Source organism: Vibrio sp. RW (assembly GCF_027587105.1).
Taxonomy (GTDB): domain Bacteria; phylum Pseudomonadota; class Gammaproteobacteria; order Enterobacterales; family Vibrionaceae; genus Vibrio; species Vibrio toranzoniae.
This window is the reverse complement of sequence record NZ_JAPPTM010000003.1, coordinates 238709-262143: the sequence shown is the minus strand read 5'-3', so window position 1 is coordinate 262143 and position 23435 is coordinate 238709. Positions and strand designations below refer to the sequence as shown.

Sequence of the window (23435 nt, the reverse complement as noted above, 5' to 3'; positions counted from 1 at the left end):
ATAAATGGCGAGCTAATTTTTGTCGCGGTGAATAGGTAAGTCGATCATCATTCGATGCTGATAATAACCACACCTAATACTGACAAAGCGATGACAATATAACGCACCTAGTTGATTATTATTTATCCCGAATAGACAACCTTTGTCCTTTCTTATGATTAATAGATTGGCTCATATTTTGTTACATCATACTGAATAGATTTTTGCGAGTTCCTCAAGGGACTCGCTTTTTTTTGTTTGAAATTCGCTTAATCATTAAAATTCAATGAATTGGAAAATTCGGCCATGAAGCATGATCAAGGTTAGATCATGTTTGTCATGATTCATACGGCTTGATGGAAAGCACTTAATCAGTTGATATTTGATCGAGAAAGGGCGGGTCAATGAAGTTGACGTTGAACACTGCCTTGATCATCGTTCTGGAGCTGACTGGCCATAAAGCGGACATGCGATTCGATCAGTTTTTCTGATTCTTGTTGCCAGCGCGGTTCTTGTTGCTGATTAGCAAACTCCAAAGCGAGTACACACAAGTGTTGTACTCGCTGTGTACACCATCCTTGTAAGTCCGGTTCCGCTTTCGTGTCACAAGAGACTGCCTGAAGCTTGCCATAAGCAAACATTAGGTATTGATATGCTTTTTCTTGGTGATGCGGGTTTTCGTCTGAGTTTCGATAGAAAGCAAAGATCCTCAGGCATCCATCTAACCAACATGCGATGCCTTTGCTCTGTTCATCCGTGATCAAAGGCCCCCAGAGAGCATCTGGAGGCATTAAGATCAAAGGTTCCAATATTTCCACTTGATCATGCTTTCGGTCTTTGTACCAATCTCCGATTCGGTCTAACCAAGTGCCTAGCTCATTCATGCAACGTTATCCCACTGTTTTACAAAGTGATTATCAGAAATCTTCTTAATATTATGCTGTATTTCACTGCTCTGTTCTCGAATACGATCTGCGTCTATGGAATAGTTTGGCTCATTTTTGACGAGTTCGCCAAATGGTAGATCGGGATCCGGCACCGCAGAAATCAACAGTTTCGTATATGGGTGCTGTGGATTCGTTAAGATCGACTGGGTTGCTCCCCATTCAACGATCTGGCCTTTGTACATCACCGCTGTCTCTTCTGCGATGTAGTGTGCGGTAGCGAGGTCGTGGGTAATGTACAAGAAGCCAATTCCTAACTCTTTCTTCATTTTTTGCATTAGATTGAGCACGCCAAGTCGAATTGAAACATCTAACATCGAGGTTGGTTCATCGGCAAGGATGACTTCAGCTCCAACCGCGAGCGCTCTGGCTAGGTTAACCCGCTGTCTTTGGCCGCCGCTAAGCTCGTGAGGGTATTTCACCAATGTTTCGATGGGTAACTCCACCAGCGTTAACAACTCCTTTAGGCGCTCTTCTAGAGCTGATTTACTGGCGACTTGCTTATGAATCTTAAGCGGGCGCGTTAAGTGGTGCTCAATGGTATGAGTTGGATTGAGGGAACCAAATGGATCTTGAAATATCATTTGCACGCGGCTGCGGTAATCCAAAGTATCTTTACGGCAGTTTAGCTGAGAGATGTCTTTGCCATTGAACAGGATCTCTCCCTCTGTCGCTGGGTAGACCTTAGTCATTATTCGTGCACATGTACTTTTCCCGCAGCCTGACTCGCCAACCAATGCCAACGTTTTTCCGGCATAGATATCGAAACTCACGCCATGCAGTGCTCTGAATATTTCTTCTTTACCAAAGCCACCACCCACGGTGAACTCTTTGACAAGGTTTTTTACTTGGATAATTGGTTGTGACATAGAGCTCTCCTAGCACGCCGTAGCGTGAGTTTGTTGGTGAATATTCGGGAATGAACTCCATAGCTTTTGGGTGTAGGAGTGTTGAGGGTTGTTACGAATCTCATAGGCTTGATTGATTTCAACAATTTGGCCGTGACGCATGATGGCAATGCGGTCACACAGTTGGCTCATTAATGCCAAGTCATGGGTGATGAAGAGTATCGAGAATCCAAATTCCTCTCTGAGTTGGTGTATCTGTTGCAGGATCTCACGCTGTACAACCACATCCAGTGCCGTTGTCGGCTCGTCCATGATGATTAACTTGGGGTTGAGCGCAAGAGCAATGGCTATCACTAAACGCTGGCGCATGCCGCCACTAAACTGGTGGGGAAACTCGGTCAGTCGGTGACGTGGGATATTCACTAGGTCGAGTAATTTTTCTGCGCGATCTTTGGCTTGTTCATTGTTCATGCCTTTATGATGACGCAGCACATCCGCAAACTGCTCTTCGATGGTTAAAACGGGGTTGAGCGAGTTCATGGCGCTCTGGAATACCATGGCGATCTCGCTCCAACGCAAGGTATTCAAATGGTTGTCCGACAAGTTCAACAGATCTTGTCCGTCAAAGACTATCTGACCTCCAGAAATGAAAGCTGGCGGCTTATGCAGGCGGTTAATGGCAAACGCGATGGTACTTTTTCCACAGCCAGACTCTCCGGCTAACCCAAAAATCTCGCCTTTGCCTATGCTAAAGTTGACGGACTTGACCGCGTTGAAATCACCGTCGTCGGTGATGTAGTCGACACATAGATTCTTCACTTCGAGAAGTGGTGTATCCGAATTTTCCACAGACATGATAAATACTCACTTATGATATTGATAACTATTATCATTAACATGAAGTGAATTTAGTAAAAGCGATGAGCACAAAAAGAATGAAGTGCCTCGAAATTTATCTTGGGTTATTTCAAGAATTTTCAGAAGAAACGAAGAGTTGAAAGAGAGGAAAATGAGAGTTGGATCAAACCATATTTATTATGGGTAATTTTTTAAATGTAATTGCAGAAAATGCCTTTGGCAAAGTTTAAATGAGGTATTTATTAATTAGGTTTGTGAAGCGTCGGAATCATCACATTTCAGTACAGAACTTCTTAACAAGCGAAATCACATTTGCTACAGATTACTTGTCCATTACATGGTGTTTCGGAGGAAAAAATGTCCATTAATTCTATCAACCATGATGAAATGACAAATATTGCAAATAAGTGGGATGCTGAAGAAGAAGTATCTTTCAAACCAGAAAAGAAAATGAAGTCTGCTGAAGCTCGTCGTCGTATCGAAGCTCTAAGAGAAATCAGAGAAAGCGGTTTTAGTCTGGAAGAAGCGAGGGAACTAGGCCTTATTCATTAATAATCTCCATTGCATTTAGAAGGGTGGCACAACGCCACCCTTTAATTTATAACCATTTTTCTTTAACTCCTACCTATATTCAATCAACAAATTTTCTCTCTAACCCACTGTATCACTTCGCTATTCCCTCTTTGAAGTTACGACCTTCAGATTAAAAAACCGCACATGGCGTACTCTTGAACGAAGTCGTTTGACAGCAATATGCAACGCCACTAGTTTTAAAGTTGAAGTAAAAATATGTGATGTCCTTGGTAAGGAAAAGGCTATGTCTAATTCTGTGTCCCAAAATAAAGAAGTGTTGTTTTATGAACCTGAAGATCCGAACGGGTACCTTTCAAATTTTGCGGCTTGTCCTATCAAAGTTGATGATAAAGTTTGGGCAACCAGTGAACACTACTATCAAGCGATGAAATTTGCCTCTGAAGCGCTGCGCAATACCATTTTTGAAGCCAGCACTCCTGCTGAAGCATTCTCTTTGAGCCGACATTATGAAGAGCAAGTTCGTGAAGATTGGTATGACATTCGTGTCGAAGTCATGCAATTCATTGTGACCGAGAAGTTTAGACAGAACCACAGATTTGCGCTGTTTCTTGTTAACACTGGAGATTCAGTGATCAAAGAGCATTCTCATAAAGACCACTTTTGGGGCGACGGGGGTGATGGAACTGGCGAGAACCGTTTAGGCGAGATCTTGATGGAGGTGCGTCAACAACTTCGAAATCAACAATTGCATTTGATCTCTTAGCATTAATCACTAATAGCTCTCCTATGTAAATGACAGTTCCTTAAAGGCCGCTCTGCAATTTGGTATATAAGCTGAGCAGGGCGGCCTTTCTTGTTTTGGTGTGAATAGTGTTTTGGTGAGAATATTGTTTTAGTAACAACACTATTTTTGACGAACACTTGTTATCAGAGGGCGCTAAAGTACGCTACCAAAGCTACACATTGTACTGGTGTTATAAATAACTCTGCACAATGTCATTGAGTTGCCCATCGTCTTTCATCTGACCTAGACGTTGGTTAATGAAAGATTGCAGCTTAGGATCCATCTCAGGGTCGAACGCCAAATGGATTGGGAAGTTATTGATAACAGAACCAAACCCTTGCATCTGGTAGTCCTCAATACGTAGCTTCTGCTCGTTTAGGTTGTATTTGATTCGTGATTCCATCTCCACAAACACGGTATCGCCTGGTGTTCGATTCAGGACACGAAAAGCGGCAGCGTAATCTTTAACTCGGATCTCGTTGAGCTTACCTTGTTGGATGTAAGGCTCTAAGTTTGGATACTCAAAGCCAATCAGCAATACCACTGCTTTTCCGCTTAAATCGTCAATGGTATTAAACTCAAACGGCTTTTTACCGCTACTGAGCAACACGTGTTTTACATTGTAAATCGGGTCTTCCGACAAGTTAACGGATTGGATGTTTCCCCAGCTAGGGCTGCCGTAGGTTAACCAGTTGGGGTTCTCTCTCACATTGAGCTTATCGATCATTCGATTAAAAGGGTAGGTGTGATAGTTGATCTCATATTGGCTGCTATCGAATACCGCCTTAACAATATCTGAAACGATTCCTCTGTGAGATGAATCGTCAGTTTCGATCTGAAAAGGTTGCGCTTGGCTCGCAATAATGTAGTAGTGAATAGGTTCGCTTGAAAAAGCATAACTGCTTGAAAACAAACTCACTATGGATGCAAAGATAAGATGTTTTTTCATAACCTTCCCTAGTTATTTGATGAATGACTACTATTATACTAGTTGAGTAATTGTAGTTTACTGGGATAACAATAGTGGTAATTTTTGTATGGTAAAAAAAGGAAAGCGCTATATTGGGCTCTCTCGACAGTTGATCGGGGTAATTGTCGTCATTAGCACCTTATTCACAGTCATCGTGACAGGCTTGGGGCTGTATGTGGAGTATCAAAACCGAGTGTCTTTTATCAGCTCTCAGATCGAACAGGTTAAAGCTGGTTACCTCTCCGGTTTAACGGCTAGCTTGTGGGTTGAAGATCGAGATCAATTACTTGTGCAAGCTGAGGGCATCTCACGCCTACCTTCTGTAAGCTACCTACTCATTGAAAATCCCGATGAAAAAATTTTAGAACTGGGGAAAATGTCCTCTGAGCAGTCTTATTCTCAGTCATGGGAAATGGTCCATCAGATGGGAGATAAAAGCTACCCTCTTGCGACTTTAACGGTGCAATCGGACCTCGGTATGATTTTTGATCACTTTGAAGAGCAGGTTTTGTTATTGATAGCTTTTGAAGCCGTTAAAATATTTCTGTTATCTTTGGTGTGTTTAACCATCGTTTATCACCTCGTCGTAAAGCGCTTGATCACCATGTCTAATCAGATCAATCAACAGCAATTAGAAGACAACAAGCCACGCTACTTAACGCCAACCGAATGTACATATAAAGACGAAATATCCACGCTAGAAGTCAGTTATAACCAATCTATTGAGCGTATCCGTAAACAGTATCAAGAGTTGGTGAAAGCCAAAGATACAGCAGAAGTTGCCAACCGAAACAAAAGTGAATTTCTTGCTAACATGAGCCACGAGATCCGAACTCCGATGAACGGAATTATCGGTCTTTCCTCCCTGCTTTCTGAAATGGATATGCCTAAAGAACAAAAAGAGTATGTCGACATGCTCAATACCTCTTCATTGACACTTCTTGACCTTATTAACGACATTCTCGACTACTCGAAGATTGAAGCGGGTCACCTCGAGTTGCAGCAAGAACCAATGAAGATGATGGGTATTGCCGCGGATGTTGAATCGACGTTTAGAGTGAAGGCTGAACAGAAAGGGCTCAGGTTCCAGTTGGCGATTGACCCTAAAATTCCAACCATGGTTATCGGTGATGGCACTCAGTTAAGACAAGTGCTGAATAATTTAGTGGGGAATGCAATCAAATTTACTGAGTATGGCCATGTCACGCTCTCGCTTCGTTTAGAACAAGTGATCGAACCTGAGCAAAAGCTAAGGGTGAGGTTTGAGGTCATCGACAGTGGTATCGGCATCGCAGAAGACAAGCAAAAATCGGTGTTCGATAAGTTTCAACAAGCTGACGGCAGTACCACGCGTATTTATGGTGGAACCGGGCTTGGTCTAACAATATGCGATAAGATCGTTAGCTTGATGGGCAGTCAATTAGAGTTAACTAGTGAAGAGGGTAAGGGAAGTACATTCTATTTTGTTGCTGATTTTGATCCGTGTTTGGACGTCGATGAGAGCAGTATCGATTTCAACAAACTCTCAGTGTTATTGGTTGATGATAGCCAGTTGAACATGCGCATTACTTCCACACAGCTTCAATCCTTTGGCGTCGCATCTGAATGTTGTGAGACGGCAAATCAAGCGCTTGAGTTAGTTTCAGAATCTATGGACAAGTCAGCACCTTATGACTTGGTGCTTATTGATAAGGTGATGCCTTCTATAGATGGCTTCCAGCTTGCTACTCGTTTGATAGAACGTTTTGGTAAAGAATGCCCTAAGTTGGTGATGATCTCTGCCGATCCCAGAAAGCAAGATGAAGTGCACGCTAAACAAGTGGGGTTTGTAGCCTACATTGCTCGTCCTTATCAAGATAACCAGCTTAAATGGACCATTAGTGAGGTGCTCGCAAGAGCGGTGGATTCCTCAACTTTTACCTATCCAAACAGAGGTGAGGTCGAGTTCAAAGACAATGAACTTGTACCATTAACCAAATCAGCAGCCTCTGTTCCACCTAAACAAGCAGAGAAACAAGATCCAATCAAAGAAGAACCAAAACCAGCGGCGATCGCGGCCTCTTTTCGTGGCAAAGTCTTAGTTGTGGAAGATTCGAGAGTGAATCAACAAGTAGCCAAGATGATGCTTAAGAAGCTGGGCCTTGAGGTTGACATTGCCGACAACGGAGAAGTAGGTGTCGAGAAGTTTAAAGTCAATGACTACGTGATGATCTTCATGGACTGTCAGATGCCTGTTCTTGATGGTTTCGAAGCAACTAAGCAGATTCGAGTACTGGAGGAGGGCTCTTCACAACATATCCCTATCGTCGCACTCACGGCCAACGTTGTGGAGAGAGATAAGCATTTGTGTTTTGATGTTGGTATGGATGAGTTTATATCAAAGCCTGTCAATCAAGGTAGGTTGAGAGATATCGTAGAGCGGTTCTTGTCTGAAGCTCCTGAATCAACCAACAAACATGAACAGAAAATTGTCTAGGTTAGGGGGGGCTTGCTAAGCAAACCCGTTAAAATAAAACTTCGACTTAATCCGTCGGAGTTTTTGTTTGGGCTAACTAGTACATCACAAACCAAAGCCTCTCTAATCAATATTGCACTAACCAATGCTGTCGATATGAATCACTACCGAATCGGGTCTCCAATACTCCAATTCGCAGTCCATCAACTCACCATCTTGTTTGTAGTTCACTCGGCAGATCTTTAGAACAGGCTGACCCTCAGCCAAGTTCAGTGCCTTGGCGACATGCGCAGGAGCAGAAGTTGGAATCACATCAAAGCGCGATCGTTTAGTCTCGTAGCCATATTTTTCTCGGTAGATGCCTGTCAGCGACATAGTGAGGTTTTCCGACAATACCTTTTCAAATAGGGGCGCTTTCAAAACGTTTTCGACGAACAGTACCGCTCTGCCATCAATAAAGCGCAATCGCTCAATGACGTGTATCGGGGTGATCTGTTCTATCTCTAATGCTTTGGCGTAGTTGCCCGCGGCCATCTCTGTGCGAGTGCTCAGCAGTCGTGTTTCTGCTATGCGATCTTGTTCCCGAATCATTTGATGAAAGTGAGAACGAGACAAGGGGTTGTAGCGAATACGTTCGGGCGACACATACCAACCTCGGCGCTCTTCTCGGTATATCAAGCCTTCGGTTTCTAATGACACCAGCGCATCTTTGAGTGTGATTCGTGTGGTGGAAAACAGTTCACTGAGTTCCCTTTCTGAGGGCAGCTTTTGCCCCTCGGTGAAGATACCGGATTGAAGTTGCTCTCTAATACTTGCCTTAATTCTTCCTAGCTGTGTCCCTGAGTGCCCTGTACCCAATGTTCTCATTGCTGATCTAGTCCATAAGTTCGTGTGCTTAATAAGGTAAACCATGGAGTTAACAGGAATGTGACAGTAAACAAGGGCTTGCTGTCATATGCGTGAAATATAACTGCCATAGAAATGCACATGAACTGTCAAATAAGTTGCGCGAAAGCGTCACACTCCGGCGATAGCATACAAAACGAACTTACTGACCTAGTCCAGAAGGATAGAGACAATGAAAACTTTGCTTAGCCGTTCAACTGTATCGCCAGCCAAACTGAGTGGTTTACCTGAAAAATTAATCGGTTCACCTGCAAAACTGATAGGCGCAACGCTAATAACGGCAACACTTTCAATGCCAGCGATGGCGAAGGATGCTGATCTTGAGTCACTGATTGAAGCCGCTCAAAAAGAGGGTGCGGTTTACAGTGTGGGCATGCCAGACAGTTGGGCAAACTGGAAAGGCACATGGGCTGATCTGAAAGCAAACTACGGTTTGAAGCATCAGGATACAGACATGAGCTCGGCACAAGAGATCTCGAAATTTGAAGCAGAGAAAAGAAACGCAACCGCAGATATCGGTGACGTTGGTTTCGCATTTGCTCGTGTCGCTGTGAAGAAAGACGTGACTCAGCCTTACAAGCCCACCACTTGGACTGACATTCCAGACTGGGCGAAAGACAAAGATGGTCACTGGGCTCTGGCTTACACCGGCACTATCTCGTTCATTTCAAACAACAACCTTGTTGAAGATGCACCTAAATCTTGGAGCGACCTACTAGAAGGCGACTACAAAGTCACAGTCGGTGATGTTGGCGTAGCCGCGCAAGCAAACAACGCGATTCTAGCGGCTGCATTTGCTAACGGTGGTGACGAGTCGAACCTAAAACCAGCGATTAAATTCTTTAGTGAACTAGCGAAGCAAGGTCGTCTGTCTTACACAGATCCAAGCATCGCGAACCTTGAAAAAGGCGAAGTAGAAGTCGCGATCATGTGGGACTTCAACGCATTGAACTACCGCGACACGATCGACCGTGAGCGCTTTACGGTAAGCATTCCACAAGATGGTTCAGTGATCTCTGGTTACACCACCATCATCAACAAGTACGCGAAAAACCCGAATGCGGCGAAATTGGCTCGTGAATACATCTTCAGCGACCAAGGCCAAATCAACCTAGCAGAAGGTTACGCGCGGCCAATCCGTAGCAACATTACGCTGCCGAAATCAGTACAAGACAAGCTGATCTCGAACGAGCAATACAGCAACGTTCACCCAGTAACTGACTTCTCAGCATGGGAAAAATCAGCACGTCGCCTACCACGCCAATGGCAAGAAAGCGTACTGATTCACCAGCAATAACCCCGCTTAACACGCCACCTGTAACGGGTGGCTTATAGACACAAGCAATAGAGAATAGACCATGAGCAATAAGGTTATCCTTGTTGTTCTAGATGGACTGAATTATCAGGTCGCCCGTGATTGCATGGGCTACCTGAACGGTCTTCTAGAACTTAGTGACTCGAAAAACAGTAATCACAGCGTTTCCCAAAATCAACAGGGCACTTCGCAAATCATGAGCACGCAAAAAAATAAGCTGCGCGCCACACTTTACCCAATGCAGTGTGAACTGCCGTCCATGTCACGCCCATTGTATGAGTGCATTCTTACAGGTATTCGCCCTGTCGAGAGTGGCATTGTTAACAATCAAATCGTGCGCTTGTCGAATCACGAGTCGATCTTTAGCTTGGCTAAATCGCAGGGTAAAGTGACGGCTGCCGCGGCATATCACTGGGTGAGCGAGTTGTATAACCGAGCGCCATTTGATGCGGTGCGTGACCGTTTTACCAACGACGAAACCATGAACATTCAACACGGCTGTTTCTACCATTGGGACCACTACCCAGATGAAGCCTTGTTCTTGGATGCAGAGCACCTGCGTGTCACTCATCAGCCTGACTTCTTGTTGATTCACCCAATGAACATTGACGATATTGGACACAAGCATGGGTTGGATTCTCGCCAATACCGCAACAGCGCACGTGGCGCGGATATCTACCTGTCGAACTACCTTGAGAAATGGGTAGACGATGGTTATCAAGTGATCATCACCAGTGACCACGGCATGAACAATGACTTGTCTCACGGTGGCATTCTGCCTGAAGAGCGTGAAGTGCCATTCTTTGTGATTGGCGATAAGTTCACACACCAAGAATGTTCAGTGAAACAGACCGACATCTGCGGCAGCGTGTGTCAGCTACTCAACCTTGAACACGATAAATCTTACACTCAGGAATTGTTGGCCCTATGAGCAGTTCTGTCATCACGCAGAGCGATGGCTCTGCGCTTCAACTCAAAACCAAATCTTTGTTTCAACGCTTCAAGCCCGCTTTGTGGCTTGCGCCTTTCGTATTGTTTTTCTATCTGTTCCAACTGGCTCCCATGGTTTGGGTGCTGATCAACAGCTTCTTCTACGACGATGAGCTCTCTCTCGAAAACTACTCTGAAGTGTTCGATTCTGCCTTTATGATGCAGGCTTTTGGCAACAGTTTATGGTTGTCGATTTGGTCGAGCATTGTTGGCTTGGCGATTGCGACTCTGCTCGTTTCTTCACTGCGCCGCGTTGATTCTAAAATCCGCGATGCGGTGATTGCCTTCACCAACATGAGCAGCAACTTCTCTGGCGTGCCTCTGTCGTTCGCCTTCATCATCATCTTGGGCACCAATGGTGCGATAACCTTATTGCTCAAGCAGTACGGATTGCTGGGTGATTTCGACCTGTACGGCAAGTGGGGCCTGTTGGCGATCTACATCTACTTCCAGATCCCACTGGCGGTTTTATTGCTTTATCCAGCGTTCGATGCGTTGAGCGACAATTGGCAAGCAGCCTCAGCACTGCTTGGTGCAAGAACCTGGCAATACTGGGCCAAAATTGCGCTGCCTGTTTTATCTCCTGCCTTGTTCGGCACCTTCATCATCTTGATTGCTAACGCGATTGGTGCGTATGCGAGTGTGTATGCGTTGACCTCGGGCAACTACAACGTAATTACGATTCGAATCGCTAGCTTGGTATCGGGTGACTTGTTCCTAGAACCCAACCTAGCTGCGGCAATTTCCGTGATTTTGATGGCGATGCTGGCCTTTATCACTGTGATTAACCAATGGCTGATTAGTAAAAGCTACGCAGGGAAGAGAAAGTAATGAACACCGTAAATACTCGCTTTCACAAAACGGTTGTCTATTCGATTGTCGGCATCATGATGATCCCGATCTTGGCGACCTTCATCTACTCGATCTCTTCACGTTGGGGGGCGACGATCCTACCTGATGGCTTTACTCTGGATTGGTACATCAATCTGCTGACGGATCCTCGCTTCTTACAAGCCTTTGGCCGTTCGCTGTTTATTTGTGTGGCGGCGCTGTCATTGAGTGTGGTGTTGGTTCTGCCTGCGATTTTCGTGGTGTTTTACTATTTTCCGAAACTCGACAAGGTGATGAATATCCTCATCTTATTGCCGTTTGCGGTGCCGCCAGTGGTGTCGTCGGTGGGGTTGCTTCAGCTGTATGCCGATAGCGAAATCTCACTGATAGGCACACCATGGATTCTGATTGGTACTTACTTCACCATCGCGTTGCCATTTATGTATCGCGCGATTGCCAACAGCTTTGAAGCGATCAACCTACATGACTTGATGGACGCTGCTCACCTGCTTGGCGCAAGCACTACTAAGGCGTTCTTATTGATTATTCTGCCAAACCTTAAAAAAGGCTTAATGGCGTCACTGTTCTTGTCGTTCTCGTTCCTATTGGGTGAATTCGTGTTTGCCAACATCTTGGTCGGTACACGTTACGAGACGCTGCAAATCTACCTATACAACATGCGCCAAACCAGCGGTCACTTCACGTCAGCCCTTGTGATGACGTACTTCCTGTTTATTTTCTTACTGACTTGGTTGGCAAGTCGTTTCAGCCAAGGAACCAAATAATGAGCTATGTAAATGCGAAAAACCTCACCAAGCGTTTTGGTGACAACACAGTATTTGAAGACATTGAATTTTCCATCGAGAAGGGGGAATTCATCACACTGCTTGGCCCAAGTGGTTGTGGTAAATCAACGCTGCTGCGTAGCTTGGCAGGCTTGAATCCGGTCGATGGTGGTGAGATCTGGGTGAATGGTGAAGAGATCACTCACCAAGTGCCACAACAACGTGGCATCGGCATGGTGTTTCAATCTTATGCGTTGTTTCCGAATATGACGGTTGAAGGCAACATTGCGTTTGGCCTCAAGATGAAAAAGCTTGCTGCTGATGAGATTAAGCGCGAAGTCGCGAAAGTGATTGGGCTGGTGGACTTAACGGGCAAAGAGAAATTCTACCCGCATCAGCTATCGGGCGGTCAGCGTCAGCGTGTGGCCTTGGCGAGAGCATTGGTGGTGAAGCCACGTATTCTGCTGCTTGATGAGCCACTTTCAGCCCTGGATGCGAAGATCCGTAAACATCTGCGCCAACAGATCCGAGATATTCAAAAAGAGATGAACCTGACCACGATCTTTGTGACTCACGATCAAGAAGAAGCGATGATCATGTCTGACCGTATCTTCTTGATGAACAAAGGCGAGATCGTCCAAGCAGGCACACCCGAAGAGATCTACACTCAACCGGCCAATGAGTTCGTGGCGGGGTTCATGGGACACTACAACTTGGTGCAAGCGAACAAGGCTAAACAGTTGTTCAATATTGAAACCGAGTGGAAGGTGGCGATTCGACCTGAATCTATCTACGTTAAAGAGCAAGGCCGACAATATGGCGAGCATATCTCTGCGCCGAAAACCGGCACCATTCGCAATCACCAGCTGTTGGGCAACGTGATTCGTTACCAAGTAGACGTTGATGAGTGTGAGCTGACGGTCGACCTACTTAACCGTTCTTCTGAACGACTATTGGCAAACGGCAGCCAACTTGAACTCCTGTTTAACCTTAACGAAATTCAACCTGTGAGAGCCTAAGATGTTCAAACCTTTGTATGTATTTGATATGGATGAAACGCTGATCAATGCCGATGCCGCGATGCTCTGGAATGAGTTCTTGGTTGAAAAGGGCATTGCCACTGTGCCGAACTTTATCGAAGAAGATCAGCGTTTAATGGGCCTGTATTCAGAAGGTAACCTGAACATGCAAGATTACCTCACGTTCGCCATGCAGCCACTCGCCGATATGCCAACAAAACAAGTTACTGCTTTGGTTGAAGAGTGTGTCGATCAGCATATTTTGCCTAAGCAGTTCAAGCAGTCTAAGGCTTTGATTGAGCAGCTAGCGCGCGACAACATCGACATGTTGATCATCTCAGCCAGCGTGACTTTTTTAGTGGAAGCGGTCGGCCGCAAGATTGGTATCGAGAACGCACTCGGTATTGATTTGATTGAAAACCAAGGTCGCTTCACGTCTCAGATCTCAGGTGTACCAAGCTACCGTGAAGGTAAAGTGACGCGTTTAAAAGAGTGGTTAGACAATCAAGAAACCAACTACTCAGACATTCACTTTTATACGGATTCAATCAACGATTTACCTTTGTGTGAACACGCTGACTTTGCTTACTTGGTGAATCCATGCCCGCGTTTGAAAGCAGTGGCTGATCAACCGAATTGGTCGATTCTAAACTGGGATTAAACTAAATCTTATATTCGAATTAGGTTCGTTCTAGATTTCATCAAGCCGCTGACTACAGCGGCTTTTTTGTATTCAATGCATTTCTGTAAGTTATGCCTGTGCGAATAAAAGCTTACCTGTAACAAGTTATTCACATCCTATGTGAGGTTGTAAATTAAACCACCGCCTTTCAATCCCTTGATAGCACTCACTTTCCTGTTTTAGTTGTTCGTGTGTAACAATTAATTTACAAGTTGACGAGTTTTCACCGTGACCGTCCATTTTCTTCGATGCATTCCATTATCTCGGCTTGTGGGCCAAATTTAATTAAGGACAAAAAATACACAACACTTAATCGTGTAATAGAAAGCACGAATAAAAAGTCACTTAATAAAAAACACGTAATACAAAACCAATAGGTACAAGGAGAAAGTTCATGGTGGAGTCATACAACCCGCTTGGCACGGATGGATTCGAGTTTGTTGAATACACGGCCGTTGACCACAAGGGAATTGAGCAACTTAAAGCGCTGTTTGTGTCGCTTGGTTTTGCTGAAATCGCCAAGCACCGTTCAAAAGAGGCTTGGCTGTATCGACAAGGTGACATCAACTTTATCGTTAATGAACAACCACACAGCCAAGCTGAAGCGTTTGCTAAAGTGCATGGCCCATCAGTGTGCGGCATGGCGTTTCGTGTCAACGAAGCAACGGCTGCAATGGAACAAGCGTTTAAGGGCGGTGGTGAAGAGTACAAGACAGAAATTGGGCCAATGGAGCTGAGCATTCCTGCCATTTATGGCATTGGTGAAAGTTTGCTTTATTTTGTGGATCGCTATGGCAAGCAGAGCATCTACGACGTCGATTTTCGATTCTATGATGATGCCGAACAGCGCATGGCCGAAGCCAATGTTGGCTTGTATGAAATAGACCACCTCACGCACAACGTGAAGCAAGGCAACATGGACGTGTGGTCTGGGTTTTATGAGCGTATCGGTAACTTCCGTGAAATTCGTTACTTCGACATTGAAGGCAAGCTGACAGGTCTTGTGAGCCGTGCGATGACCTCACCATGTGGAAAAATACGCATCCCTATCAATGAGTCTTCCGACGATAAATCACAGATCGAAGAGTTCATTCGCGAATACAACGGCGAAGGCATCCAGCACATCGCGCTCGCTACGAATGACATCTACAAAACAGTGAAAACCTTGCGTGATCGTGGCATGGACTTTATGCCAACCCCAGATACCTATTATGAGAAAGTCGACGATCGTGTGAAAGGCCACGGTGAAGACACTGATCTACTGCGCGACCTACGCGTTCTGATTGATGGCGCACCGACCAAAGACGGCATCTTGCTGCAAATTTTCACGCAGACGGTCATCGGCCCTGTATTTTTTGAAATCATCCAGCGTAAAGGCAACGAAGGCTTTGGCGAAGGTAACTTTAAAGCGCTGTTTGAATCGATTGAAGAGGACCAGGTTCGTCGAGGAGTATTAGACGATGCATAAATGGATCTCGTTCCCTCATCGGGAGGGGGTGTGTTCTAAACAAGCGCATGCCGATTTTCCCGAAGAGGCAATCTATGAGCGAGAGGCGGGCCGAAGTGGTTTTTTCGGCCCTGCGGCTCACTTTCATCATCAACATGCCCCAACAGGTTGGTCGGAGTGGGAGGGCGATCTGCGCCCTCGCGCTTTTGATTTTACGCTGGTGGATAAAGCCAGTCAGATAACCCCTTGGGCTGTGCCTCATCTTTTGCACAACGCGGACTGTAAAATCCGTGTTTGGCGTATGGATGAGAAGATGGATTTCTTGGTACGTAACTCCGATGGCGATGAGCTACTGTTCATTCATCAAGGCAGTGCTGATCTCTATTGTGACTATGGCCACTTAGAAGTGAGCGAAGGGGATTACGTGATGATCCCGCGCTCGACCAACTGGCGCTTGGAGCCAAGCGAGCCGATGTTCATCTTGATGATTGAGAACACCGACGCGGCTTACTCCTTGCCAGAGAAAGGCATGGTTGGCAATCACGCGGTGTTTGATCCTGCGGTACTCGACATCCCGTCGATCAACGAGCAATTCCGCGCTCAGTATTCAGAAAACCAGACTCAGGTTCAGGTGAAGCGCCACGACAAAGTCAGCGTGATTACTTATCCGTTTAATCCATTGGACGCAATTGGCTGGCATGGCGATTTAGCGGTGGTGAAAGTGAATTGGCGCGATATCAGACCGCTGATGTCACATCGCTACCACTTGCCACCGTCTGCACACACCACCTTTGTTGGCGCAGGCTTTGTGGTGTGCACATTTGTACCACGCCCGATTGAGAGCGACCCTGGTGCGCTGAAAGTACCGTTCTATCATAACAATGATGATTACGATGAAGTGCTGTTCTATCACGCTGGTGACTTTTTTAGCCGCGACAACATTGAAGCGGGCATGGTGACCTTCCACCCTGCGGGCTTCACTCATGGGCCTCATCCTAAAGCCTTTAAGGCTGGGCAAGCGCATAAGAAGAAGTTTACCGATGAAGTCGCGGTGATGATCGATACTCGCCACGCGCTGCAGTTCTCTGACGAACTCGATAGCGTTGAGAATAAAGAATATGTCTATAGTTGGCAAGAGAAGTAAGGGGCAACAAGGATGAAATTAGCAACCAAGAAAAATGGTACTCGTGATGGTCTATTGATGGTCGTGAGTAGAGATCTCAAACAGTGCGTGCCTGCCACCGAAATCTTCCATGCGATGCACCTGGCGCCCACTATGCAGGTCGCTTTGGATAACTGGGACAGCGTTGCACCTCAGTTAGAAGAGTTATACACCTCGTTAAACAACGGGCATGTGACTGGCAGTGAAGTCTTTGCACCTCAGTATTGTGAATCGCCATTGCCACGCGCTTATCAATGGGCGGATGGCAGCGCCTATGTAAACCACGTTGAACTGGTGCGTAAGGCGCGTGGTGCTGAAATGCCAGAGAGCTTCTGGGTTGACCCGCTCATGTATCAAGGCGGTTCAGATGCCTTTATTGGTCCTCGTGACAATATTGAATTTGCCAGTGACGAATGGGGTATCGATTTTGAGGGCGAAGTCGCGGTTGTTACTGGAGATGTGCCAATGGGCGCTAGTGCCAAGCAAGCGCATGATTCGATTCGTCTGCTGATGTTGGTGAACGATGTGTCTTTGCGTGGCTTGATTCCGGCAGAGCTCGCTAAGGGTTTTGGTTTCTTCCAGTCTAAACCGTCTTCGGCGTTCTCTCCGGTTGCGGTCACACCCGATGAACTTAGCGAACAGTGGAAGGGTAGTAAGGTACATTTACCACTAATATCGACCTACAACGACCAGCCTTTTGGTTGCCCGAATGCCGGTATAGATATGACTTTCAATTTTGCAGAGTTGGTCGTGCATGCTGCGAAAACTCGCTCACTGTCGGCCGGCGCAATCATTGGCTCGGGCACGGTGTCCAATAAGCAAGGCACAGACCACGGCACCTCAATTGCCGAAGGTGGTGTGGGCTACTCCTGTATTGCCGAAGTGCGCATGATAGAGACGATTCGAGATGGTAAGCCTTCAACTCAATTCATGTCGTTTGGTGACTCGATTCGCCTAGAGATGTTCGATGCGGCTGGTGACTCGATCTTTGGCGCGATTGACCAAAAAGTCAGTCAATATCGACCACGTTAATTCCAATGACAAGAGTAAAGTGACAGAGAGGGACGTTATGAACGAGGGCTCTTTATGAACAAGAAGATCATACTCTATGGTTATTGGCGCTCTTCGGCGACCTATCGAGTGCGTATTGGGTTGAACCTAAAGCAACTTAGCTATGAGTCTAAATCGGTACATTTGGTGCGTAATGGCGGCGAGCAGCATGATCCACAATATCGCGAGCTCAATGCCAGTGAATTAGTGCCAGTGCTGGTGGATGGTGATGTTCAACTCAATCAGTCGCTGACGATCTTGCAATACTTGGACGAAAGCTATTTGTGTGAGAGCAGCCCAGACACCTTGTTGATCCCTGAGCAATCACCACTGCGCTATCAAGCGTTGTCGATGGCTCAGGATATTGCGATGGAAATTCATCCTCTTAATAATCTGCGCGTGTTGCAGTATTTGGAGAGAGAATTATCGTGCGAGCAAGAGGCAAAAATGGATTGGCTTCACTGTTGGATGAGCCAAGGTTTCCGTGCTCTAGAAGAGAAGTTGGCGAAGCACAGAGAAGCATACGGTGAGTCGGTGTATAGCCTCACGGACTCGCCTTGTATCGTCGATATTTGCTTAGTGCCCCAAGTGTATAACGCGCTGCGCTTTGATGTTGATATGTCGCCTTATCCGATCATTAATTCGATTGTCGAAGCGTGTAACCAGTTGCCCGCGTTTATCGATGCGATGCCAGAGAACCAGGCAGATGCGAACGGATAGCTACAGATTAAGACTTAGCAGTCACTAACATAAAAGGCCCCCACGATGTTCATTCGTGGAGGGCCTTTTCGTTGGAAGTTACCTTCTTCTGTTTGGATCTTTTGAGATAGGAGCGCTAAAACGAAATCACACGCTTGATTTCATCGAGTACATCGGCATTGGCTATCGCGCCGATGTTCTTGACGGGTTTACCATTCACGACCTGTTTCACCGCCAATTCCACCAGTTTTCCTGAGCGTGTTTTCGGTACATCGCTGAGCGCAAAGATCTGGCTCGGCACATGCCTTGGTGAGCACGATGATTTGAGCTTGCTCTTGATGGCAGCCAATAGTGTTTCATTTAGAACCACACCTTGCTGCAGCTGAACGAACAGCCATATCTGCTCATTGCGGTCGATGTCTTTGCCGACTGCTATCGAATCAACAATGCCATCAATGGTGTTCACTTGCTGGTAGATCTCGGCAGTACCAATTCGCACGCCACCGGGGTTGAGTGTGGTATCGCCTCGCCCGTAGAACAGATAACCGCCATGCGCGCTCTGCGCGACCTCGTCACCGTGGTGCCACACATTATCGAACCTATCCCAATAAGTGCTGTGATAGCGCTCTCCGGTGTCATTCCAGAAGCCAACAGGGAAGTTGGGTAAGGAATTGGTACACACCAACTCGCCGCGCTCTTGGTTGACCTTGTGACCAAACGAATTGAACACCTTGATGTCGACTCCGAGCCCTGCCTGTTGGCACTCACCGCGATACACAGGCGAGATTGGGTTCCCTAGCACAAAGCAGCCACAAATATCTGTGCCGCCAGAAATGGACGCTAAATGCAGGTCTTGTTTGATGTGTTTGTAAACGTAATCAAACTGCTCAGAATAAAGCACAGAACCCGTCGAGCACAGTGTTCTTAAGTGAGGAAGATAATGGCTGTCGATTGGTGAAAGCTCCGCCTTTTCAATCGCTTCTAAATACTTAGCTGAAGTGCCAAACAGCGATACATCCGCACTCTGCGCTAAGTCCCACAGTACATTGGATTGCGGGTAAACCGGGCTACCATCAAAGATCACCAAACAAGCACCGCTAGCGAGCGCAGAGACGTGCCAGTTCCACATCATCCAACCACAAGTGGTGTAATAGAACACGCGATCGTTTGGCTTAACATCGCAATGAAGCTGATGCTCTTTTAGGTGGTTGATGGTGGTGCCACCGACAGAGTGAACAATGCACTTTGGCTTGCCTGTGGTGCCGGAAGAGTAGAGTACAAACAATGGTTCATTGAAGCCGACACGCACAAATCGTACAGGTTGTGGCTGATAATGATTGATGATGCTTTGCCAGCTTCGGGTCGACACATCATTTTCAAAGTCATTCCTTCCCAAATATCCGATCCGACACACCTGTTTTAGCTCGGTTAAGTGCTCGATGATTTCACGGTTCTTGTCCGTCATATCGAATGTTTTGCCATTGAAGGTGTAGCCATTACAGGTGAACAACACCTTAGGTTTCACTTGGCCAAATCGCTCAATCACACTCTCGACACCGAAATCAGGAGAGGTCGATGTCCAAATCGCGCCCAAGCTGGTGGCTGCCAACATCGCTATTACGGTTTGAGGAAGATAGGGCGTATACGCAGCAACCACATCACCTTGCTTCACTCCGCTATCGACAAGCCATTGCTGAATGCTAGAGACCGCTTCACACAGGGTTTTCCATGTATAACTCTGCTGTTCGCCACGCTCATTCTCAAACCAAATTGCAGGCTCATCAGGCATCGACTTGGCCAAACGCAGCAAGTTCTCGGCGTAGTTTACCTGCGCATTCGGAAACCAAACTGCATCGCGATTCGATTTAGTTTGCTGCCAGCGGCTCTCACCTTGCACTTTGATGTCATCACCTTGCGAGCCGACCACTCCACAAAACTGCCATACGTTCTGCCAAAACGATTCCGGCTGATCCACAGACCATTGATGGAGTTCGGCATAGCTTCTTAGCTCCCTCTCTAACTTCAAGCCTTGCGGTTTTAATTCAGACAGGTCGAGACTGTCGATAAATCGGGTTACGTTGGCATCGGCGATACGTTGCTCGCTTGGTTGCCAAATGGACTTATTGCTTTCGTGCATTCCTTTACCTTTAACAAAAAGTTAACGATTTCAGTCTGGTATTTAGGTTTTATAAAGTCAAAAGATCAGAAAAATAAGCGTTTGATAGAGTTGTGTAAACAAAATGTTACACATCTACCTGTTTAGAAAAATAGTGAAGATTGGCGCTTACAAAGAGTGGAGATAGGCTTAAAGGGAGACATTCGTTAGGAGGTGTGTAATGACTCAATATCATTCTAAGCCCGTGAGCCAAGAGGGATGGGTTGAGTGGAGCCTCGAAGAAGACGCCATTTGGCACGACTTGGTGAAAAGGCAACTGGACGTAATTAGTGACCGCGCTTGCGATGCTTATTTGCACGGTTTGACCTTGCTTGATCTACCGTTAGATAGGGTCCCTCAACTCCCAGAGATAAATAAAGTGCTAAAAGAAACAACAGGTTGGCAGGTTCAGCCTGTTCCTGCATTGATCGATTTCGACCGTTTCTTTGATTTACTCGCGAATAAGAAGTTCCCCGTTGCGACATTTCTGAGAACGCGAGACGAGTTTGATTATTTACAAGAACCTGATTTCTTCCATGAAATTTTTGGCCATTGTGCAATGTTGACTAATACTGATTTCGCGGCTTTCACTGAACATTATGGAAAACTAGGCCAAGCGGCGACATCCAAGCAGCGCGCCTATCTTGCCCGCTTGTATTGGTTTACGGTCGAGTTTGGTTTAGTCAAAGAAGGGCACAAGCTGAAAATCTATGGCGGTGGCATTCTTTCCTCTCCGGCAGAAACCATTTACGCGTTGGAAGGGGACTTGGCCGTTCGTGAGCGGTTCGATCTACAAACCGTTTTAAGAACCCCTTATCGCATCGACATTATGCAGCCGAAATATTATGTGATCGAAGAGCTATCTGAGTTATTCGAAATCAGTCAGAAAAACCTATTACAGCAAGCAGATCTCGCGATTGATGCGGGGTTACTACCACCACTTTTTGAACCCAAGGAACCAACACATGTTGAATGAACAAAAATGCGAAGCCTGCAGTATCGACGCGATTGCCCTAAGTAAAGATGAGCAACAATCTTTACTGTTTGAGTTGTCTGATTGGCAGATCATGGAAAGAGACGGCATCCCGCAGCTTGAGAAGGTGTTTAAGTTTAAGAACTACAAACAAGCCTGGGCATTCAGCAACAAAGTGTCAGAGTTGGCAGAAGAAGAATTCCATCATCCTTCGATTTTATTGGAGTGGGGCAAAGTCACCGTAACTTGGTGGAGCCACTCAATCAAAGGACTACATAAGAATGATTTCATCTGCGCCTCACGCTGCGATGTGTTCGCGGTGAGTGATTAGTTTTGTAGATTTGGGGTTACTCTCTTGCAGCCTTTGTGATGTGATTACCTCATGATTCGGCTCATTAGGTGAGCCAAATACTCACTACTTTCTCATCAAGCTACTTCTCTCAAAGTAGCTTGATGTGCATCAGCGACTTGCTGCTTTCTCGCCCTACACCCCCCACTATTGCTCATAGTATTGGTTTTATGAGCCTGCTCTATGATATATTTCTCGGCCAAGTGTATTACAGACGAAGGCTAATAATGTCTATCAACCTTTCACTCCTTCCACCCAGTGAGAAAAATAAAATCGAACTGGATAAGCAAGCATCGTTTCTTGTATGGAAACTGAAGCAAGCGAAATGTGGCCCTGAAGCCATTGTTGAAGAAGCAATGAAGCTAAGTGACCCTGATGAAAAGGTGTGGTTTGAGCAGTCTGTAGAAAAATACAAACGGGTAATGGGTGTCGCATAAACGCAGATAAACCTTGCCCAGCAATGCTGTAGAATTGAAATGACACAGTAATTTGCTAGAATTTTCACCGTTAATTGAATCAGAGAGAAGATCCCGATGGGAAGAAGTTTTGAAGTGCGCAAGGCCTCAATGGCGAAAACTGCAGGCGCAAAAATTAAAGTTTATTCTAAATACGGTAAAGAGATTTACGTACTGGCTAAGAACGGTAGCTCTGACCCAGACATGAACCTACCTCTTAAGCACCTGATTGCTAAAGCGAAGAAAGACCAAGTACCCGCTCACGTTATCGACAAAGCGATCGATAAAGCAAACGGCGGCGGCGGTGAAGACTTCCAACCTGCTCGTTACGAAGGCTTTGGCCCTGGTGGCACAAGCGTAATCGTTGACTGTCTAACTGACAACGGCAACCGTACGTTCCAAGACGTTCGCCAATGTTTCGTTAAGACTGGCGCGAAAATCGGTGTTGAAGGTACTGTTTCTCACATGTTCGCTCACCAAGCTGTATTCCAGTTCAAAGGCGAAGATGACGAGATCATCCTAGAAACGCTAATGATGGAAGACGTAGACGTGACTGATGTTGAGCTAGAAGACGGTGTTATCACTGTATTTGCTCCAACGACTGAGTTCTTCAAAACGAAGACGGCACTAAACACTGCGTTCCCAGAGCTAACGCTAGACGTTGAAGAAATCACTTTCGTTCCTCAAACGACTACGCCAGTAGCTGAAGAAGATTCTGAGAAGTTCCAGAAGTTCTTAGACATGCTTGACGACTGTGATGATGTTCAGCAGGTTTACCACAACGCTGAGCTGTAATCTTTACAGTAAGAACAGTTATTAAAAAACCGAGCCTAGTGCTCGGTTTTTTTATGTCGGTAACAATGATTAATTACCTTGATCATTGTTCCGGTGGTTCTATAAATAACTTTGTAGTTCATGGCGTTATTCATCGCATAAAATTACTTTGGCTATCGTTTTTGATCTCGGGCGACATAGCCACTCGGCGAGCTTTCTGACTTGTGGTAACAAGGTTAGGCTCAGTGTGAGTGCACACGGCCAAGCAACCAAAAAGCTGTCTAACCAAATTGGTGGCCATGCTTGGCTGAAGCCCATCTTATAACCCGATATGATCCCTGACATCATGACAGCCATGACCAGTGAAGACAGTATCGCGGTGACCCAGTGAAGCTTGTTGTTCATCCGCTCTCCTTAGTGATTTTATTATTGGAATGTATTAAGGTTACTCCTATCCATAAATGAGAAAAA

Annotated in this window: 24 protein-coding genes; 17 read left to right on the top strand and 7 right to left on the bottom strand. The window is 45.9% G+C overall.

Going from position 1 to position 23435, the window contains the following annotated elements; all coding sequences use genetic code 11:
* Window positions 1-380: 380 nt before the first annotated feature.
* The 3 genes from OCT63_RS04195 to OCT63_RS04185 are packed head-to-tail and all read right to left on the bottom strand — an operon-like array spanning window position 381 to window position 2626.
* Complete coding sequence (locus OCT63_RS04195; RefSeq protein WP_269983273.1) at window positions 381-863, bottom strand: transcriptional regulator; 483 nt, start codon at window positions 861-863, stop codon at window positions 381-383.
* Window positions 860-1792 carry an ATP-binding cassette domain-containing protein gene (locus OCT63_RS04190; RefSeq protein ID WP_269983272.1) on the bottom strand — a complete coding sequence of 311 codons (933 nt, stop codon included), beginning with the start codon at window positions 1790-1792 and terminating at the stop codon, window positions 860-862. The genes OCT63_RS04195 and OCT63_RS04190 overlap by 4 nt, the downstream gene beginning before the upstream one ends.
* Before the next feature lie 9 nt (window positions 1793-1801).
* Window positions 1802-2626, bottom strand: coding sequence for an ABC transporter ATP-binding protein (locus tag OCT63_RS04185; protein ID WP_269983271.1), 825 nt, complete (start codon window positions 2624-2626; stop codon window positions 1802-1804).
* Between the two features lie 360 nt (window positions 2627-2986).
* Here OCT63_RS04185 and OCT63_RS04180 point away from each other — a divergent pair, with 360 nt between their 5' ends.
* A complete protein-coding gene (locus tag OCT63_RS04180; RefSeq protein WP_004732575.1) occupies window positions 2987-3181 on the top strand; it encodes a PA3496 family putative envelope integrity protein in 195 nt (64 codons plus the stop codon).
* A gap of 190 nt (window positions 3182-3371) precedes the next feature.
* Entirely contained in the window at window positions 3372-3926 is a 555-nt protein-coding gene (locus tag OCT63_RS04175) for an NADAR family protein (protein WP_161679581.1), read from the top strand.
* A gap of 211 nt (window positions 3927-4137) precedes the next feature.
* Here the strand turns inward: OCT63_RS04175 and OCT63_RS04170 are convergent, their stop codons facing one another.
* Window positions 4138-4896 carry a substrate-binding periplasmic protein gene (locus OCT63_RS04170; RefSeq protein ID WP_269983270.1) on the bottom strand — a complete coding sequence of 253 codons (759 nt, stop codon included), beginning with the start codon at window positions 4894-4896 and terminating at the stop codon, window positions 4138-4140.
* An 88-nt stretch (window positions 4897-4984) separates the two neighbouring features.
* Between OCT63_RS04170 and OCT63_RS04165 the strand changes: the two genes are divergently transcribed.
* Window positions 4985-7393 carry a response regulator gene (locus OCT63_RS04165; RefSeq protein ID WP_269983269.1) on the top strand — a complete coding sequence of 803 codons (2409 nt, stop codon included), beginning with the start codon at window positions 4985-4987 and terminating at the stop codon, window positions 7391-7393.
* A 117-nt stretch (window positions 7394-7510) separates the two neighbouring features.
* On the opposite strand, the gene OCT63_RS04160 is transcribed toward OCT63_RS04165, so the two are convergent.
* Entirely contained in the window at window positions 7511-8239 is a 729-nt protein-coding gene (locus OCT63_RS04160) for a UTRA domain-containing protein (protein WP_060469133.1), read from the bottom strand.
* Between the two features lie 211 nt (window positions 8240-8450).
* On the opposite strand from OCT63_RS04160, the gene OCT63_RS04155 reads away from it, so the two are divergent.
* The 10 genes from OCT63_RS04155 to maiA all read left to right on the top strand — a co-directional run bounded on the left by OCT63_RS04155 (window position 8451) and on the right by maiA (window position 18279).
* Window positions 8451-9575, top strand: coding sequence for an ABC transporter substrate-binding protein (locus tag OCT63_RS04155; protein ID WP_269983268.1), 1125 nt, complete (start codon window positions 8451-8453; stop codon window positions 9573-9575).
* A 61-nt stretch (window positions 9576-9636) separates the two neighbouring features.
* The gene (locus OCT63_RS04150; RefSeq protein WP_269983267.1) at window positions 9637-10524 is read left to right on the top strand and encodes an alkaline phosphatase family protein; all 888 of its coding nucleotides are present in this window, start codon (window positions 9637-9639) and stop codon (window positions 10522-10524) included.
* On the top strand, window positions 10521-11414 hold the full coding sequence (locus OCT63_RS04145; RefSeq protein WP_269983266.1) for an ABC transporter permease: 894 nt from the start codon (window positions 10521-10523) through the stop codon (window positions 11412-11414). Before OCT63_RS04150 ends, OCT63_RS04145 begins: the two co-directional genes overlap by 4 nt.
* Window positions 11414-12199 (top strand): ABC transporter permease, encoded by a 786-nt coding sequence (locus OCT63_RS04140; protein ID WP_004732591.1) that lies wholly within the window; start codon window positions 11414-11416, stop codon window positions 12197-12199. The genes OCT63_RS04145 and OCT63_RS04140 overlap by 1 nt, the downstream gene beginning before the upstream one ends.
* Window positions 12199-13218, top strand: a complete 1020-nt coding sequence (locus OCT63_RS04135; protein ID WP_004732593.1) for an ABC transporter ATP-binding protein — start codon at window positions 12199-12201, stop codon at window positions 13216-13218. Before OCT63_RS04140 ends, OCT63_RS04135 begins: the two co-directional genes overlap by 1 nt.
* A 1-nt stretch (window position 13219) precedes the next feature.
* Complete coding sequence (locus OCT63_RS04130; RefSeq protein WP_269983265.1) at window positions 13220-13879, top strand: HAD family hydrolase; 660 nt, start codon at window positions 13220-13222, stop codon at window positions 13877-13879.
* Window positions 13880-14294: 415 nt separating this feature from the next.
* Entirely contained in the window at window positions 14295-15368 is a 1074-nt protein-coding gene (gene hppD / locus OCT63_RS04125) for a 4-hydroxyphenylpyruvate dioxygenase (RefSeq protein ID WP_161685513.1), read from the top strand.
* Window positions 15361-16491 carry a homogentisate 1,2-dioxygenase gene (locus OCT63_RS04120; RefSeq protein WP_161671897.1) on the top strand — a complete coding sequence of 377 codons (1131 nt, stop codon included), beginning with the start codon at window positions 15361-15363 and terminating at the stop codon, window positions 16489-16491. The genes hppD and OCT63_RS04120 overlap by 8 nt, the downstream gene beginning before the upstream one ends.
* A 12-nt stretch (window positions 16492-16503) precedes the next feature.
* Window positions 16504-17541 carry a fumarylacetoacetate hydrolase family protein gene (locus OCT63_RS04115; RefSeq protein WP_269983264.1) on the top strand — a complete coding sequence of 346 codons (1038 nt, stop codon included), beginning with the start codon at window positions 16504-16506 and terminating at the stop codon, window positions 17539-17541.
* A 54-nt stretch (window positions 17542-17595) separates the two neighbouring features.
* The gene (maiA, locus tag OCT63_RS04110) at window positions 17596-18279 is read left to right on the top strand and encodes a maleylacetoacetate isomerase (RefSeq protein ID WP_269983263.1); all 684 of its coding nucleotides are present in this window, start codon (window positions 17596-17598) and stop codon (window positions 18277-18279) included.
* A gap of 115 nt (window positions 18280-18394) precedes the next feature.
* On the opposite strand, the gene OCT63_RS04105 is transcribed toward maiA, so the two are convergent.
* Window positions 18395-20395 (bottom strand): acetoacetate--CoA ligase, encoded by a 2001-nt coding sequence (locus tag OCT63_RS04105; RefSeq protein WP_269983262.1) that lies wholly within the window; start codon window positions 20393-20395, stop codon window positions 18395-18397.
* A gap of 199 nt (window positions 20396-20594) precedes the next feature.
* Between OCT63_RS04105 and phhA the strand changes: the two genes are divergently transcribed.
* The 4 genes from phhA (at window position 20595) to OCT63_RS04085 (ending at window position 22985) form a co-directional block, all read left to right on the top strand.
* The gene (gene phhA, locus OCT63_RS04100) at window positions 20595-21389 is read left to right on the top strand and encodes a phenylalanine 4-monooxygenase (RefSeq protein ID WP_060469118.1); all 795 of its coding nucleotides are present in this window, start codon (window positions 20595-20597) and stop codon (window positions 21387-21389) included.
* Window positions 21379-21717: a 4a-hydroxytetrahydrobiopterin dehydratase gene (locus OCT63_RS04095; RefSeq protein WP_060469117.1), complete on the top strand. Its 339-nt coding sequence runs from the start codon at window positions 21379-21381 to the stop codon at window positions 21715-21717. The genes phhA and OCT63_RS04095 overlap by 11 nt, the downstream gene beginning before the upstream one ends.
* A gap of 245 nt (window positions 21718-21962) precedes the next feature.
* Entirely contained in the window at window positions 21963-22172 is a 210-nt protein-coding gene (locus OCT63_RS04090; RefSeq protein ID WP_046222971.1) for a DUF3283 family protein, read from the top strand.
* 96 nt (window positions 22173-22268) lie between these two features.
* Window positions 22269-22985, top strand: coding sequence for a YebC/PmpR family DNA-binding transcriptional regulator (locus OCT63_RS04085; protein WP_017057670.1), 717 nt, complete (start codon window positions 22269-22271; stop codon window positions 22983-22985).
* 126 nt (window positions 22986-23111) lie between these two features.
* On the opposite strand, the gene OCT63_RS04080 is transcribed toward OCT63_RS04085, so the two are convergent.
* Window positions 23112-23369 carry a DUF2798 domain-containing protein gene (locus OCT63_RS04080; RefSeq protein ID WP_269983261.1) on the bottom strand — a complete coding sequence of 86 codons (258 nt, stop codon included), beginning with the start codon at window positions 23367-23369 and terminating at the stop codon, window positions 23112-23114.
* Window positions 23370-23435 lie beyond the last annotated feature (66 nt).

Excerpts from the sequence above, each read along its gene's own strand:
- OCT63_RS04080 (WP_269983261.1), bottom strand. The coding sequence starts at position 23,369 with ATGAACAACAAGCTTCACTGGGTCACCGCGATACTGTCTTCACTGGTC.
- OCT63_RS04190 (WP_269983272.1), bottom strand. The coding sequence starts at position 1,792 with ATGTCACAACCAATTATCCAAGTAAAAAACCTTGTCAAAGAGTTCACC.
- OCT63_RS04150 (WP_269983267.1), top strand. The coding sequence starts at position 9,637 with ATGAGCAATAAGGTTATCCTTGTTGTTCTAGATGGACTGAATTATCAG.
- OCT63_RS04195 (WP_269983273.1), bottom strand. The coding sequence starts at position 863 with ATGAATGAGCTAGGCACTTGGTTAGACCGAATCGGAGATTGGTACAAA.
- OCT63_RS04105 (WP_269983262.1), bottom strand. The coding sequence starts at position 20,395 with ATGCACGAAAGCAATAAGTCCATTTGGCAACCAAGCGAGCAACGTATC.
- OCT63_RS04135 (WP_004732593.1), top strand. The coding sequence starts at position 12,199 with ATGAGCTATGTAAATGCGAAAAACCTCACCAAGCGTTTTGGTGACAAC.
- OCT63_RS04140 (WP_004732591.1), top strand. The coding sequence starts at position 11,414 with ATGAACACCGTAAATACTCGCTTTCACAAAACGGTTGTCTATTCGATT.
- OCT63_RS04180 (WP_004732575.1), top strand. The coding sequence starts at position 2,987 with ATGTCCATTAATTCTATCAACCATGATGAAATGACAAATATTGCAAAT.
- OCT63_RS04160 (WP_060469133.1), bottom strand. The coding sequence starts at position 8,239 with ATGAGAACATTGGGTACAGGGCACTCAGGGACACAGCTAGGAAGAATT.
- OCT63_RS04185 (WP_269983271.1), bottom strand. The coding sequence starts at position 2,626 with ATGTCTGTGGAAAATTCGGATACACCACTTCTCGAAGTGAAGAATCTA.
- OCT63_RS04130 (WP_269983265.1), top strand. The coding sequence starts at position 13,220 with ATGTTCAAACCTTTGTATGTATTTGATATGGATGAAACGCTGATCAAT.
- maiA (WP_269983263.1), top strand. The coding sequence starts at position 17,596 with ATGAACAAGAAGATCATACTCTATGGTTATTGGCGCTCTTCGGCGACC.
- OCT63_RS04115 (WP_269983264.1), top strand. The coding sequence starts at position 16,504 with ATGAAATTAGCAACCAAGAAAAATGGTACTCGTGATGGTCTATTGATG.
- OCT63_RS04090 (WP_046222971.1), top strand. The coding sequence starts at position 21,963 with ATGTCTATCAACCTTTCACTCCTTCCACCCAGTGAGAAAAATAAAATC.
- OCT63_RS04095 (WP_060469117.1), top strand. The coding sequence starts at position 21,379 with ATGTTGAATGAACAAAAATGCGAAGCCTGCAGTATCGACGCGATTGCC.
- phhA (WP_060469118.1), top strand. The coding sequence starts at position 20,595 with ATGACTCAATATCATTCTAAGCCCGTGAGCCAAGAGGGATGGGTTGAG.
- OCT63_RS04165 (WP_269983269.1), top strand. The coding sequence starts at position 4,985 with ATGGTAAAAAAAGGAAAGCGCTATATTGGGCTCTCTCGACAGTTGATC.
- OCT63_RS04120 (WP_161671897.1), top strand. The coding sequence starts at position 15,361 with ATGCATAAATGGATCTCGTTCCCTCATCGGGAGGGGGTGTGTTCTAAA.
- OCT63_RS04170 (WP_269983270.1), bottom strand. The coding sequence starts at position 4,896 with ATGAAAAAACATCTTATCTTTGCATCCATAGTGAGTTTGTTTTCAAGC.
- OCT63_RS04085 (WP_017057670.1), top strand. The coding sequence starts at position 22,269 with ATGGGAAGAAGTTTTGAAGTGCGCAAGGCCTCAATGGCGAAAACTGCA.
- OCT63_RS04155 (WP_269983268.1), top strand. The coding sequence starts at position 8,451 with ATGAAAACTTTGCTTAGCCGTTCAACTGTATCGCCAGCCAAACTGAGT.
- hppD (WP_161685513.1), top strand. The coding sequence starts at position 14,295 with ATGGTGGAGTCATACAACCCGCTTGGCACGGATGGATTCGAGTTTGTT.
- OCT63_RS04145 (WP_269983266.1), top strand. The coding sequence starts at position 10,521 with ATGAGCAGTTCTGTCATCACGCAGAGCGATGGCTCTGCGCTTCAACTC.